At 62.2% G+C, this 14,241-nt stretch carries 10 protein-coding genes; all 10 read left to right on the top strand.

The window, feature by feature from the left end; all coding sequences use genetic code 11:
• The first annotated feature begins 1 nt into the window (after nt 1).
• The 10 genes from lpxD to ABD997_RS07785 all read left to right on the top strand — a co-directional run bounded on the left by lpxD (nt 2) and on the right by ABD997_RS07785 (nt 14,234).
• Complete coding sequence (gene lpxD, locus ABD997_RS07830; protein WP_345316456.1) at nt 2–1,039, top strand: UDP-3-O-(3-hydroxymyristoyl)glucosamine N-acyltransferase; 1,038 nt, start codon at nt 2–4, stop codon at nt 1,037–1,039.
• 22 nt (nt 1,040–1,061) lie between these two features.
• Nucleotides 1,062–1,511 (top strand): 3-hydroxyacyl-ACP dehydratase FabZ, encoded by a 450-nt coding sequence (gene fabZ, locus ABD997_RS07825; RefSeq protein WP_345316455.1) that lies wholly within the window; start codon nt 1,062–1,064, stop codon nt 1,509–1,511.
• Nucleotides 1,512–1,514: 3 nt separating this feature from the next.
• Nucleotides 1,515–2,285 (top strand): acyl-ACP--UDP-N-acetylglucosamine O-acyltransferase, encoded by a 771-nt coding sequence (gene lpxA, locus ABD997_RS07820; RefSeq protein ID WP_345316454.1) that lies wholly within the window; start codon nt 1,515–1,517, stop codon nt 2,283–2,285.
• Nucleotides 2,286–3,491, top strand: a complete 1,206-nt coding sequence (lpxB, locus tag ABD997_RS07815) for a lipid-A-disaccharide synthase (RefSeq protein ID WP_345316453.1) — start codon at nt 2,286–2,288, stop codon at nt 3,489–3,491.
• Nucleotides 3,488–4,066, top strand: a complete 579-nt coding sequence (rnhB, locus tag ABD997_RS07810; RefSeq protein WP_345316452.1) for a ribonuclease HII — start codon at nt 3,488–3,490, stop codon at nt 4,064–4,066. Before lpxB ends, rnhB begins: the two co-directional genes overlap by 4 nt.
• Nucleotides 4,067–4,238: 172 nt before the next feature.
• Nucleotides 4,239–7,736 (top strand): DNA polymerase III subunit alpha, encoded by a 3,498-nt coding sequence (gene dnaE / locus ABD997_RS07805; protein WP_345316451.1) that lies wholly within the window; start codon nt 4,239–4,241, stop codon nt 7,734–7,736.
• Between the two features lie 33 nt (nt 7,737–7,769).
• Complete coding sequence (gene accA / locus ABD997_RS07800) at nt 7,770–8,729, top strand: acetyl-CoA carboxylase carboxyl transferase subunit alpha (RefSeq protein ID WP_345316450.1); 960 nt, start codon at nt 7,770–7,772, stop codon at nt 8,727–8,729.
• A gap of 269 nt (nt 8,730–8,998) precedes the next feature.
• Nucleotides 8,999–10,846 (top strand): ABC transporter ATP-binding protein, encoded by a 1,848-nt coding sequence (locus tag ABD997_RS07795; protein ID WP_345316449.1) that lies wholly within the window; start codon nt 8,999–9,001, stop codon nt 10,844–10,846.
• Nucleotides 10,847–10,855: 9 nt separating this feature from the next.
• Nucleotides 10,856–12,265 carry a tRNA lysidine(34) synthetase TilS gene (gene tilS / locus ABD997_RS07790; protein ID WP_345316448.1) on the top strand — a complete coding sequence of 470 codons (1,410 nt, stop codon included), beginning with the start codon at nt 10,856–10,858 and terminating at the stop codon, nt 12,263–12,265.
• 28 nt (nt 12,266–12,293) lie between these two features.
• A complete protein-coding gene (locus ABD997_RS07785; RefSeq protein ID WP_345316447.1) occupies nt 12,294–14,234 on the top strand; it encodes a cation:proton antiporter domain-containing protein in 1,941 nt (646 codons plus the stop codon).
• The last annotated feature ends 7 nt before the right edge of the window (nt 14,235–14,241 follow it).

The raw sequence follows: 14,241 nt of genomic DNA, 5'->3' as shown, positions 1-14,241 counted from the left end.
CATGAGCATGATGACCCTGGCGCAGTTGGCGGACACTCTGGACGCTCGCTTGCAGGGCAATGGCGACACCCTCATTGAGGGTGTCGCTACGTTAGAGCAAGCGAAAAGTCACCAGATCGCCTTCTTGGCCAACAGCAAATATCGGCACCAGCTCGCGGAGACCGGCGCGGGTGCCGTGATCCTCTCCGACGCGGACCTGGACGGCTTCAGTGGCAATGCCCTGGTGATGACCAACCCCTACCTGGGCTTTGCCCGGGTTGCACAGCTACTGGATACCACCCCGGCCGCTGCTGAGGGGATCCACCCCAGTGCGGTGATCCACGAGAGCGCCCAGCTGGGCCGTGACGTCAGCATCGGTGCTAATGCGGTGATCGAGGCGGGCGCCGTGCTCGGTGACGAGGTTCAGGTGGGGGCCGGCTGTGTGGTGGGTCTTGGCGCCCAAGTCGGCAACCGAACCCGCCTGTGGGCCAATGTGACCCTCTACCACGGTGTCTTCCTTGGCCAGGACTGCATTGTCCACTCCGGCGCGGTGATCGGCTCCGATGGCTTTGGTTACGCCAATGATCGTGGCCAGTGGGTCAAGATCCCCCAGACAGGTTCGGTCCAGATCGGCGATAACGTGGAGATCGGTGCCAACACCTGTATCGACCGCGGTGCCCTGGATGACACCCTGATCGAAGAGGGCGTGATCCTGGATAACCTGGTACAGATTGCCCACAACGACGTGATCGGTGCCCACACCGCCATCGCCGGTGCCACCGTGGTGGCGGGCAGCACGACGATCGGTAAGTACTGCATTATTGGCGGCAACAGCGCCATCGCTGGCCATCTCAACATTACCGATGGTACCCATATTTTCGGCATGACTGGCGTCACCGGCAGCATCAAGGAGAAGGGGCTTTACGCCTCGACTGCCCCGATGCAGGAGGCCAAGGCCTGGCGCAAGAATAGTGTACGGATGCGGCAGCTCGATGAGATGTCGCGTCGTATCCGCACCCTGGAAAAACAGCTGGCCGAGCAGGCCAGTCAAGATGACTGATCGTTTGACTGAGGAACCCACCTTGTCAGAGCAACTGAACACCATGGAGATCCGGGAGATCCTGGATTACCTGCCACACCGCCACCCCTTCGTCCTTGTGGACCGGGTCCTGGATTACACCCCAGGTGAATCCCTGACGGCGCTGAAAAATGTGTCCTACAACGAGCCTTTTTTCCCGGGTCACTTCCCCAGCATGCCGGTCATGCCTGGGGTCCTGATCTTAGAAGCCCTGGCCCAGGCCTCCGCGATCCTGGCGTTTAAGAGCTACGGTAAAGAGGAGGACAGCCTCTACCTGTTTGCCGGCATCGATAACGCCCGCTTTAAGCAGCCGGTAGTGCCCGGTGATAGCCTGCAGCTGGAGGTTACTTTCAAGAAAGAGCGCCGGGGTATCGGCTTCTATGCGGCCCGTGCACTGGTGAATGGCAAAGTAGTCTGCAGCGCCGATTTGATGTGTGCCAAACGAGAGATGTAACCCGTGATTGATGCCAATGCCGTTATCCACCCGGATGCCAAACTGGGCAAAAATGTAACCGTCGGGCCCTTTACCTACATTGGGGCCGATGTCGAGATCGGTGACGATACCTGGATCGGTTCCCACGTCGTGGTCAAAGGCCCCTGTAAAATTGGCAAGGGCAACAAGCTGTTCCAGTTCTGCTCCATCGGTGAGGAGTGTCAGGACAAGAAATACCAGGGGGAGCCAACCCGGGTCGAGATCGGCGACAACAACGTCTTTCGGGAGTGTTGCACCGTGCACCGTGGGACGGTGCAGGACCAGGGGCTAACCAAGATCGGTTCCGACAACCTGTTCATGGCCTACACCCACGTCGCCCATGACTGCGTGGTAGGCAGCCATGTGATCCTCGCCAATAACGCCTCCATCGCCGGTCACGTGCGGGTTGATGACTGGGCGATCCTCGGTGGCATGACCGGGGTGCACCAGTTTGTTCATATTGGTGCCCATGCCTTCACCGCCGGATACTCGCTGGTGCTGCAGGATGTGCCGCCGTTCGTGATGGCGTCGGGGCAGAGTGCGGTTCCTCGGGCGATCAACACCGAGGGCCTTAAGCGCCGTCAGTTCGACAAGGAGTCGATCAGTGCCATCCGTAAGGCGTACAAGCTGCTCTACCGCAGCGGCCTGACCACCGCTGAGGCGCTGCCCCAGCTCCGTGAGCTGGCTAAGGAGCATCCCCACGTCGGCGAGATGGCCGAGTTCGTGGAGAACTCCAGCCGCGGGATCGTGCGCTAAGTGACTCACTCTGAAACGCAAACCCGTCCCTTGACCATTGCCCTGGTCGCCGGAGAGATCTCCGGCGACATCCTCGGGGCGGGCTTGATCAAGGCGTTGAAACGCCACCACCCGGATGCCCGCTTCGTCGGGATTGGCGGTCCCCTGATGATTGCGGAGGGACTCGACTCCTGGTTCGCCATGGAGGAGCTTTCGGTGATGGGGTTGGTTGAGGTGTTGGGGCGTTTGCCACGGCTGCTCTCGATCAAGCGGCAGCTGGTGCGCCGGATACTGGCGCTGCAGCCAGATGTATTCGTCGGCATCGATGCGCCGGATTTCAATCTCAGGATCGAAAAGCCGCTCAAGGATGCGGGGATCACCACGGTGCACTACGTCAGTCCCTCCGTCTGGGCCTGGCGTCCCAAGCGGATTTTCAAGATCGATGCTGCCACCGACCAGGTTCTGGCCCTGCTGCCCTTTGAGAAAGCGTTCTATGACAAGCACCAGGTGAGCTGTGAGTTTGTTGGTCATACCCTGGCGGACGAGATCCCGATGCACAGCGATGCCGCCGCCGCCCGTACCGCTCTGGGGCTGCCTGACGAGGGGCCGGTACTGGCGATGCTGCCGGGTAGCCGCGGCGGCGAGATGAGCCGGATCGGCCCGGTGTTTCTCGAGGCCGCCGCCGAACTGCAGCGTCGCATCCCTGATCTGACCATCGTGGTGCCCCTGGCCAATGTACACCGCCGTGAGCAGTGGCAGAGGTTGCTGGCAGAGATGGATCAGCCGCCGGCGTTGACTCTGGTCGATGGGCGTTCCCGGGAGGTGATGACGGCGTCGGATGCGATCCTGTTGGCGTCCGGTACCGCCACCCTGGAAGCGATGCTGGTGAAGCGTCCCATGGTGGTGGCGTATCGGGTCAGCCCCATTACCTATCGCATTGCCAAAGCGATGCTGCAGGTGGAGAGCGTCTCCCTGCCTAACCTGCTCTCAGGGGAAATCCTGGTGCCGGAGTTGCTGCAGGAGGATTGCACGGTGGAGAAGTTGGTGGCGGAAGTGGAAGCCAAGCTGACCGAAGATCCGGCGCCGCTCCAGGCCCGCTTTGCCCAGTTGCATCACCAGCTTCGTCGTGACGCCTCGGAGCGGGCGGCCCAGGCGGTACTGGCACTGATCGCCCCCCGGGAGCCGAGTCATTCAGGGCAAGCGCCGGACGGCGTAGCGGCATCATGACGCTGCTCATTGCCGGTGTCGACGAGGTGGGACGCGGCCCGCTGGTAGGGGACGTGGTCACTGCCGCCGTGATCCTGGATCCTCAGCGTCCCATCGTTGGACTGGCGGACTCCAAGGTCTTGTCGGAGAAGCGACGTATGGCGCTGGAGAGTGAGATCCGGGAGAAAGCCCTGGCTTGGTGCGTTGCCCGTGCCAGCGTGGAGGAGATCGACCGGCTCAATATTCTGCACGCCACCATGCTGGCGATGCAGCGGGCGGTCGCGGGACTGAGTCACCGGCCAGGCCTGATCCGGGTGGATGGCAACCGTTGTCCCGACTTCGGCGGCCTGCCGGCGGAGGCCCTGATCAAGGGGGACAGCCTGGAGCCGGCCATCAGTGCCGCCTCCATCCTGGCCAAGGTCGCCCGCGACGCCGAGATGGTGGCCCTGGATGGCCGCTACCCCCAGTACGGTTTTGCCAAGCACAAGGGGTACCCGACGGCCGCTCATCTCGAGGCCCTGGCGCAGCATGGGGCGATCCCTGAGCATCGCACCAGCTTCAAGCCGGTCCGGCGCGCGTTGGGACTTCTCCCCTGACAGTGCGGCGCTTCCGTGTTAGCTTCAGCGCTGGCACTGTCATACATCCATGGGCGCGCAGCGCCCTTTATTGTCTATCTAAATTCTGTAGACCGGCAGCGGCCGGGCGAGAGTGATCCATGACCGATCCCAAGCACACCCCCAGCACAGCCTTTACGGTGGGAGCGCGTTGATGGCGGACCCTAAATTTATTCACCTGCGGGTGCACTCCGATTTCTCCATGGTCGATGGCCTGATGAAAACCGGGCCCCTGGTGAACGCCGTGGCCGAGCTCGGGATGCCCGCAGTGGCATTGACCGACCAGACCAACCTCTGTGGACTGGTGAAGTTTCTTGGCGCCGCCCACAAGAGTGGCGTCAAGCCGATCATCGGTGCCGACTTCTGGATGCGGGTGCCGGAGTTCGGCGATGAACAGTGCCGTGTGACGGCGTTGGCGATGAACAACACCGGCTATGCCAACCTCACCGAACTGATAAGCCAAGCGTACCTGCGTGGGCATATCGGTGGCCGAGCGGTGATCGATAAGGGATGGCTGGCGGCCCAGGGCGAGGGGCTGATCCTGCTCTCCGGCGGCCGCGAGGGGGATGTGGGCAAGGCGTTGGTGAAGGGTAACCAGGGGATGGCACGCTCACTGGTGGCCTTCTACCAGCAGCATTTCGCCGATCGCTACTACCTGGAGCTGATCCGTACAGGGCGGCCAGATGAAGAGACCTACATCCACGAGGCGATGGCCCTGGCCAGTGAGCGGGATCTGCCCGTGGTGGCCACCAACGAGGTGGTGTTTCGCAATCGCGAGGATTTCGATAACCACGAGATCCGGGTCTGCATCCACGATGGCTATCCGTTGGATGATGCCCGCCGTCCCCGTCGCTACTCGGAGCAGCAGTACCTGCGCAGTGAGCAGGAGATGTTGGAGCAGTTTGCCGATATCCCCGAGGCACTGGAGAACAGCGTGGAGATCGCCAAACGCTGCAACGTCAAGGTGCGTCTCGGGGAGTATTTCCTGCCGGATTTCCCCACCGGGGAGCTCAAGATCGAGGATTACCTGGTCAAGGTATCCGAGGAGGGGCTGGAGGAGCGGCTCGAGTTTCTCTTTCCGGATCCGGTCGAGCGCAACGCCCAGCGCGGTGAGTATGACGAACGCCTCAAGGTTGAGCTTGAGGTGATCAACAACATGGGCTTCCCGGGCTACTTCCTCATCGTGATGGAGTTTATCCAGTGGTCCAAGGACAACAACATCCCGGTGGGGCCGGGACGGGGCTCCGGTGCCGGTTCCCTGGTGGCGTATGCGCTCAAGATCACCGATCTGGACCCGCTGGAGTTTGATCTCCTGTTCGAACGCTTCCTCAACCCGGAGCGGGTCTCCATGCCCGATTTCGATGTTGATTTCTGCATGGATCGACGTGATGAGGTGATTGAACATACGGCTGAGCTGTACGGTCGTGATGCGGTCTCCCAGATCATCACCTTCGGAACCATGGCCGCCAAGGCGGTGGTGCGGGATGTAGGTCGGGTGCTGGGTCACCCCTTCGGCTTTGTCGATCGAATCTCCAAGCTGATCCCCGGCGACCCTGGCATGACCCTCGCCAAGGCGTTCGATGTGGAGCCCCAGTTGCAGGAGGTGTACGACTCGGATGAGGAGGTGCGTAACCTCATCGATATCGCCCGCAAGCTGGAGGGCACCACCCGTAACGCCGGTAAGCACGCCGGCGGGGTGGTGATCGCACCCACCAAAATCACCGACTTTGCCCCGCTCTACTGCGATGATGAGGGCAAAAACCCGGTTACCCAGTTCGATAAGAACGACGTTGAAACCGCCGGCCTGGTGAAGTTTGACTTCCTGGGGCTACGGACCCTGACCATCATCCAGTGGGCACTGGATATGCTCAATCCGGCGCTGGCGGCACAGGGCAAGCCCCCGGTGGCGATTGAGAGCATCCCCCTGGATGATCCCCGATGCTTCGAACTGCTGCAACGGTCGGAAACCACCGCGGTATTCCAGCTGGAATCCCGGGGTATGAAGGAGCTGATCAGCCGTCTGAAGCCGGATTGCTTTGAGGATATGATCGCCCTGGTGGCCCTGTTCAGGCCCGGCCCCCTGCAGTCCGGGATGGTGGATAACTTCATCGACCGCAAGCATGGTCGTGAAGAGGTCTCCTACCCGGATGCCACCTGGCAGCACGAGTCGCTCAAGCCGATCCTGGAGCCCACCTACGGCATCATCCTCTATCAGGAGCAGGTGATGCAGATCGCCCAGGTGCTCTCCGGCTACACCCTCGGGGGGGCCGACATGCTGCGCCGTGCCATGGGGAAGAAGAAGCCGGAGGAGATGGCCAAGCAGCGGGCGACCTTCGAACAGGGCGCGATCGACAACGGCATCGACGGCGAGCTGGCGATGAAGATCTTCGACCTGGTGGAGAAGTTCGCCGGCTACGGCTTCAACAAATCCCACTCCGCCGCCTATGCCCTGGTCTCCTATCAGACCCTGTGGATGAAGACCCACTATCCCGCCTACTTCATGGCGGCGGTGATGTCCGCGGATATGGACAACACCGATAAGGTGGTGACCCTGGTGGACGAATGCAACCGCATGGGGTTGCCGGTGCTGCCGCCGGATGTGAATCAGGGGCTTTACAAGTTCAACGTCAATGAACATCAGCAGATCGTCTACGGCATCGGCGCCATCAAGGGCGTGGGGGAGGGGCCGGTGGATGAGATCCTCAAGGCGCGGGAGCAGGGCGGAGGCTTCTCCGACCTGTTCGACTTCTGCGACCGGGTCGATCTCAAGAAGGTCAACCGCCGCACCATCGAGAAGCTGATCCTGGCCGGGGCGATGGACAACCTGGGCCCTCGCCTGCCGGACGGTGCCCCCCATAGGGCGAGCCTGATGGCGACCTTGGAGGAGGCGATCAAGGCGGCGGCCCAGAACGCCCGCAATGCGGCCCAGGGGATGGATGATCTTTTCGGCTCCCTGACCCCGGATGCGGACCAGGCCCACCACGCCTTCGTCAAGGTGCTGCCCTGGGCGGACAAGACATGGTTGGATGGTGAGAAGGAGACCCTGGGGCTCTATCTCACCGGCCATCCGATCAATCAATACCTGAAAGAGCTGAAGAAGTTCACCAGTGGCCGCCTCAAGGATGTGGCCCCAACTGGCCGTGGCAAGAGCATGCGGGTCGCCGGGCTGGTGATCGCCTCCCGGGTGATGATCACCAAGCGGGGCAGCAAAATGGGGATCTTTACTCTGGATGACAAGTCGGGACGACTCGAAGTCATGTTATTCTCAGAAGGTGTTGAGAAGTATCAGGATTTAATCGGTACTGACAATATTTTGGTGGTTGAGGGAGAGGTCAGCTTTGATCAGTTCAGTGGGGGCAATAAAATGTCCGCCAAAGAGGTACTGGACATCGGTCAGGCGCGGGAGCGTTATGCCAAGGCGCTGGTGCTGCAACTGAATCAACAACAGGCCCAGCCAGACACCTTGGCTGAGCTGAAAACCCTTTTGGCGCAACACGGCAATGGCGGCTGCCCGGTGCAGGTGCAGTATCAGCAGGCCAACGCCCAGGGGGTGTTCGAATTGGGTGATCGCTACCGGGTTGTGCCCGGCGATGACCTGCTCAGCGGCTTGGAGAAGCTGCTGGGGCAGGATCGGATCACATTGAATTTTTAAGGGGCAGGCAGCCCCTCAGCTGCGAGTAGGAACATGAGTCTGGATTTTTTGGAATTTGAGCAGCCGATTGCCGAGCTGCAGGCGAAGATTGAAGAGCTGCGCAACGTTTCCCAGAACGGTGGCCTGGATGTGGACCTGGCCAAGGAGATCCGCGCCCTGGAGCAAAAGCGCGAAACCCTGACCCGCAAGGTGTTTGCCGACCTGGCGCCCTGGCAGGTGTCGCAGATGGCCCGCCACCCCCAGCGTCCCTATGCGCTGGACTACATCGACATGCTGTTTACCGAGTTTGATGAGCTGGCCGGTGATCGTGCCTACGCCAACGATGCGGCGATCGTCGGAGGCACCGCCCGCTTCAATGGCCAGCCGGTGATGGTGATCGGCCAGCAGAAGGGGCGTGATACCAAGGAGAAGATCCGCCGCAACTTCGGCATGCCACGCCCCGAAGGCTACCGAAAGGCGCTGCGCCTGATGGAGATGGCCGAGCGGTTTAAGCTGCCGATCCTCACCTTCATCGACACCCCCGGGGCCTACCCCGGTGTGGGTGCCGAGGAGCGCGGTCAGTCCGAGGCGATCGCTAAGAACCTGATGGTGATGTCCGGCCTCAAGGTGCCGACGGTCTGCACCGTGATCGGCGAAGGGGGCTCCGGTGGCGCCCTCGCCATCGGCGTGGGTGACCGGGTCAACATGCTGCAGTACTCCACCTACTCGGTGATCTCACCGGAAGGGTGTGCCTCCATCCTGTGGAAAGATGCCGCCAAGGCCCCCCTGGCCGCCGAGGCGATGGGGATCACGGCGCAGCGCCTGCACGAACTTGGCCTGGTGGACAACGTCATTCCCGAGCCGATGGGGGGCGCCCATCGGGATCCCCACAGCATGGCGGCGAACCTGCGCAGCCGGCTCGAGGACGACTTGGCGACCCTGCAGGGGCTGGAGATCGACACCCTGCTTGAGCAGCGCTACGAGCGCCTGATGGGGTACGGCTACTGCCGATAGCTCCCGCAGTTAGCAAAAAAGCGCGGCCCGAGGGCCGCGCTTTTTCTATCTTGGCGCTGACGTCGCGCGTTCAGGTCGGCGACAACGGCCACTCTCGATCACTTTGTGGCTCAACAGGGGACCCGGCAGGGAGCATTCAAGGAGTGGTTCATCGGATGGCCACGATGCTTTGGGTCTGTCATGATTTGGAGCATGCTCCTAGGCTTGGCTTGTGAGCCAACCGACCTTTTTAGTGTGGGAGCCTGCCTGGAGAATAATGGATACCATTGATGTTTAAGCTGTTTGAGAGTTTTACCAAGCCCTTCCCAGCGGCCGAGCCCGATCAACCGCCTCGGACGCTATTTGCGTTTTGCCGCCACTACACTCGAGGGTTCGAGAGGCCGTTACTGGCCATGTCACTGTTCAGCGCCATGATCGCGGTGGTGGAGGTGATCCTGCTGGGTTTCATGGGACAGTTGGTGGATCTGCTGGCCAGCTCGGATCCCGGCAGCTTCTGGGCTGAGCAGCGTGGGATGCTTATCGGAATGGCGGCGCTGTTGCTGTTGGTGGTTCCCACGCTGGCGCTGCTGCACGCGGGCCTGCTTCACCAGTCCCTTTTGGGTAACTACCCGATGTCGATTCGTTGGCTTGCCCATCGATACCTGTTGAAGCAGAGCGTCGCCTTTTACCAGGACGATTTTGCCGGCCGCATCGCCACCAAGGTGATGCAGACGGCGCTCTCGGTGCGGGAAACGGTGATGAAGCTGCTGGATGTCCTGGTCTACGTCAGTGTCTATTTTGTTTCCATTCTGGTGATGATGGGGCGATCCGATCTCATCCTGATGTTGCCGATCCTGCTCTGGCTGATCGCCTACGTCGTGATCCAGTGGTACTTCGTCCCCCGGATGAAGCGGATCGCCACTGCCCAGGCGGATGCCCGCTCCATGATGACCGGCCGCATCGTCGACAGCTACACCAACATCCAGACCGTCAAGCTCTTTGCCCATAATGACAGCGAGGTTGAGTACGCCGAAGCGGGAATGAAGGGGTTCCTCAAGACGGTTTACGGCCAGATGCGCCTGGCCACCTGTTTTGTACTGAGCGTCGATGTGATCAACTACCTGCTGCTGTTTATCATCGCCTCCCTCTCCATCTTCCTGTGGATGGAGGCGGCGGTGACCGTCGGTGTAATCGCGGTGGCGATCAGTATTGCGCTTCGGATCCAGGGGATGTCCAAGTGGATCATGTGGGAGATCGGGGCGCTGTTTGAAAACATCGGCACTGTTATCGATGGGATCCAGACCCTTTCCCAGCCGGTTACTATCGAGGATAAGGCGGACGCGAAACCGCTGCAGGTGAGTCAGGGGGCCATTGAGTTTCGGGATGTAACCTTCCATTACGGCAAGGGGCAGGGGGTGCTGGAGGCGTTTAACATGACCATTCGACCCGGAGAGCGAGTGGGCCTGGTGGGGCGCTCTGGTGCTGGAAAATCCACCTTGGTCAATCTGTTGCTGCGTTTCCATGAACTGGAAGGCGGGAAGATCACCATTGATGGCCAGGATGTTGCCGAGGTGACCCAGGATTCGCTGCGAGCCCAGATCGGAATGGTGACCCAGGACACCTCGCTGCTGCATCGCACCATCCGGGAGAACATCCTCTACGGCAAGCCGGATGCCACCGAGGATCAGCTGCTGGCCGCCACGGCCCAGGCCCATGCCCATGAATTCATCCAGACTCTGGACGACCGTCATGGCAACCGGGGATACGATGCCCAGGTGGGGGAGCGTGGGGTCAAGCTCTCCGGTGGTCAGCGTCAGCGGATCGGCATCGCCAGGGTGCTGCTCAAGGACGCCCCCATCCTGGTGCTGGATGAGGCCACATCGGCGCTGGACTCCGAGGTGGAAGCGGCGATCCAGGAGAGCTTGTACGAGTTGATGGAGGGCAAGACGGTGATCGCCATCGCCCACCGCCTCTCCACCATCGCGGCGATGGATCGCCTGGTCGTGCTGGACCAAGGCCGGATCATTGAGCAGGGAACCCATCAGGAGCTCCTGGCCAACAACGGCCTCTACGCTCAACTCTGGGCCCACCAGACCGGCGGATTCCTCGCTGATCAGGTGCCGGCACAGTCGGCTTGAGGTAGCGAGATGGTGGGTTTATCGGACGCAGCGGTGGCGCAACTTGAAACGGCTCTGGCAACGGCGCTGGCAGGCGAGGGTGTGGACGCGAGTTCGGCGCAACACGGGGGCCGAGTCTGGTTAGCCTACTCCGGTGGGGTTGACTCCCAGTTGATGGCAACTCTGCTGGCGCGCTGGCAGCAGCGCCAGCCGCAGCGCTCCTGCGCCCTGCTGCATGTTCATCACGGTCTGTCGGAGCACGCGGACGGCTGGGAGTTGCACTGCCGCCGCAGCGCCGAACGACTCGGCTTGCCCCTGACGGTGTCGCGGGTTCAATTGGCGCTCAAGTCCCGGATTAGTGTGGAGGCGGCGGCCCGTGATGCCAGATATGCCGCTTTTTTATCCCACCTTGGGCCAAAGGATATTCTGCTGACCGGCCATCATTTGGATGATCAGGCGGAAACCCTGCTACTGGCACTCAAGCGCGGCAGCGGTCCCAAGGGATTGGCGTCGATGTCGCGCCGGCGCGCCCTTGGCGATGCCACTTTGCTACGCCCCTGGCTTGGGATCCCCCGGGTCATCATCGAACGGGCCGCCCAGTCCCTCGGACTGACGCACATCGAGGATGACAGCAACGCCGACACCCGGTTCGACCGCAACTTTTTGCGTCACAGGGTGTTACCGGAGCTGGAGCAGCGCTGGCCAGGTTTCAGGCGCAACCTGGCCCGCAGCGCTGAGCTCTGCGCCGAGCAGCAGCATCTGTGTGATGAATTGGCCCGCAGCGATCTCGATGCCGTGGCCCGCCCCTGCGGCGGCCTCAGCGTCTCCGCCATCGCATCGCTGTCAGCGGAGCGCCGCAACAACCTGTTGCGATACTGGCTTGGCACTCGGGGCGGGGTGATGCCAACCCGCGCTCAGCTGGCGCAGATGGCCCAGCTGTGGGAGGCCAGGGAGGATGCCCAGCCGCAGATCGCCTGGGAGGGGGGCGAGCTTCGACGCTACCGGGATGGGATCTACCTGCTCAGGGCACCACTGCCTGTACTGCCAAAGCGGGAGACTTTACCTCTGCTGGCGCACTGGCTGGATGCTTCTGCGTTGTCCGAGCCTGGCTCACCGGCGCCGGAGTGGGCACTGGCCAATGGAGAGCAGTGGTGTGGGCAGCGTTGTCATCAGGGTGAGCGATTGATGCTGCCTAGGCCCGGGCAGGCGGTCTCGGTCCGTTACGGTCTCTCCGGTAGTACGCGGCTGCGCCCCCTGGGCCGAAGCGGTTCCCGCAGTCTGAAGAAACTGTGGCAGGAGTATGGTGTCCCCCCTTGGCAGCGGGACGGGATCGCGATGCTCTGTTACGATGATGAAGTGGTGGCGGCGCTGGGGCTGTGGTTGGAACAGAGTGCCCTGGCTGAGAGTGGCGTGGGCTGGGTACCGGTTCGGGTGGAGTAACGGCAAGGGATGCCGAAAAGGAGAGAGGATGCTCGATAGCGCACTGGGGTTAGGGTTGGTCTTGGCATTGATGGCGATCCTGGCGCTGTGGTTGACGCGCCGCCTCGGATTGCCGCCGATTCTGGCCTGGTTGGGGCTGGGGCTGGCCGCCGGTCCGGAGGGCCTGGCCTGGCTCGGCACCGAGCAGATCCACCTAGTGGCTGAGCTTGGCATCGTGTTCCTGATGTTTTCCCTTGGTCTGGAGTTTTCCCTGCCGCGACTCTGGGCGATGCGCAGCCGGGTGTTTGGCCTAGGTTCGGCCCAGGTGGGGCTCACCGGCGTGCTGGCGGCTCTGATTGCCCTGGCGCTGGGGATTGAATGGCGAACCGCCGTGGTGGTGGGGGCTGCCATCGCACTCTCCTCCACCGCCATTGTGCTGCGCCAGTTGGATGAGCTCGGCTGGCTCAACCGGCGCCATGGTGAGCTGTCGGTCTCCGTGCTGCTGTTTCAGGATCTGGCGGTGATCCCGCTGCTGATCGTCATCCCCATGCTGGGCTCGGACCTGACCGGCACCGCGCTGATGGCCGACGTGGGATTGGCGCTGCTCAAGGCCGGTGCCGTCTTTACCGCTCTGCTCTGGGCCGGTGGCTTCCTGCTGCCAAAGATCTTCGATGAGGTGGCCCGCACCCGCTCCCATGAACTCTTCGTCCTGACCACATTGGTGGTGGCGCTGGCCACCGGTTATGTCACCCTGGCCCTCGGCCTCTCCATGGCCCTGGGAGCGTTTCTGGCGGGGATGCTGCTGGGCGAGAGTCAGTACCGGCAGCAGCTGGAAGCGGATATCCGCCCCTTTCGCGATCTCCTGATGGGGGTGTTCTTCGTCTCTGTGGGGATGTTGCTGGATCTTTCCCTGGTGGTGGCACACTGGCCGCTGTTGCTGGTGATGCTTCCCTGCATCATGGTGGTCAAGGCGCTGCTGGTGACCCTGGTGGCGATGCTCTCCGGGGAGAAGAGCAAGGATGCGCTGGCAACCGGGGTCTGCCTGGCGCAGATGGGTGAGTTCAGCTTTATCCTCATTGGCCTGGCACTGGGCTGGCAGGTGATCGATTCCGCCCTGGCCAATCTGCTGGTGGTGACTGGTGTGCTCTCCATGGCCCTGGCTCCGACCCTGATCAATCACTGCATCGGCCTGGCCAAGTGGATACTTGGAGGCGGGGATCGCCTGCTGTCGGACCCACCGGGGGCGCCGGCGGCGATGACCGGACATGTGCTGCTGCTGGGCTATGGTCGGGTGGGGCAGACGCTGGCCCGCTTCCTGCGCCGCGAGGGGATACCCTACCTGGCGGTGGACCTGGATCCGGTGCGGGTTCGGGAAGCGCGGGGCGGTGGCGAGCCGGTGATCTACGGTGATGCCAGGCGCAGCGAAATTTTAACCGATGCGGGGTTGGGCAGGGCCAAAATGGTGGTGGTGACCTACGACAACCGCCGCACCATCTTCAACCAGCTCGACTGCATCCGGCAGATGAAACCGGACCTGCCGGTGCTGGTTCGGACCCGGGATGATACTACCCTGGAGGCGCTGCGCAGTGCCGGTGCAGACCAGGTGATCCCCGAGTCGCTGGAGGGCAGCCTGATGCTGGTTTCCCAGGTCCTGTATCGTCTGGATGTCCCCCTTCCCTCGATCCTCAAACGTCTGGAGCAGGAGCGGCGTCGTCACTACCGAACCCTGCACGGCTTCTTCAGCGGCCAGGATCTGGCCCCGGAGCAGCTCCACGCGGTGGTGTTAACCCGGGATGCCTGGGCGGTGGGCCATACCCTGGCTGATGTGGGAGACAAGCTTGCACCGGTTACCGTAGAGGCGGTGCGGCGAGACGGTGTGCGCCTCAATCCGGATGGGACCCTCTGCATGATGGTCGGCGACAGTCTGCTGCTGCAGGGCCCACCGGCCAAGATGGAGAAGGCGGAACGGCGGCTGCTGGACGGCTACTGATTTCGGC

The sequence above is a fragment of the Ferrimonas gelatinilytica genome (assembly GCF_039544205.1).
Classification (GTDB): Bacteria; Pseudomonadota; Gammaproteobacteria; order Enterobacterales; family Shewanellaceae; genus Ferrimonas; species Ferrimonas gelatinilytica.
This window is presented reverse-complemented; position numbering and strand designations above follow the sequence as displayed.

Coding starts and splice junctions, on each gene's coding strand:
- lpxD (WP_345316456.1), top strand. CDS start 2: ATGAGCATGATGACCCTGGCGCAGTTGGCGGACACTCTGGACGCTCGC.
- rnhB (WP_345316452.1), top strand. CDS start 3,488: ATGACGCTGCTCATTGCCGGTGTCGACGAGGTGGGACGCGGCCCGCTG.
- dnaE (WP_345316451.1), top strand. CDS start 4,239: ATGGCGGACCCTAAATTTATTCACCTGCGGGTGCACTCCGATTTCTCC.
- accA (WP_345316450.1), top strand. CDS start 7,770: ATGAGTCTGGATTTTTTGGAATTTGAGCAGCCGATTGCCGAGCTGCAG.
- ABD997_RS07795 (WP_345316449.1), top strand. CDS start 8,999: ATGTTTAAGCTGTTTGAGAGTTTTACCAAGCCCTTCCCAGCGGCCGAG.
- tilS (WP_345316448.1), top strand. CDS start 10,856: ATGGTGGGTTTATCGGACGCAGCGGTGGCGCAACTTGAAACGGCTCTG.
- ABD997_RS07785 (WP_345316447.1), top strand. CDS start 12,294: ATGCTCGATAGCGCACTGGGGTTAGGGTTGGTCTTGGCATTGATGGCG.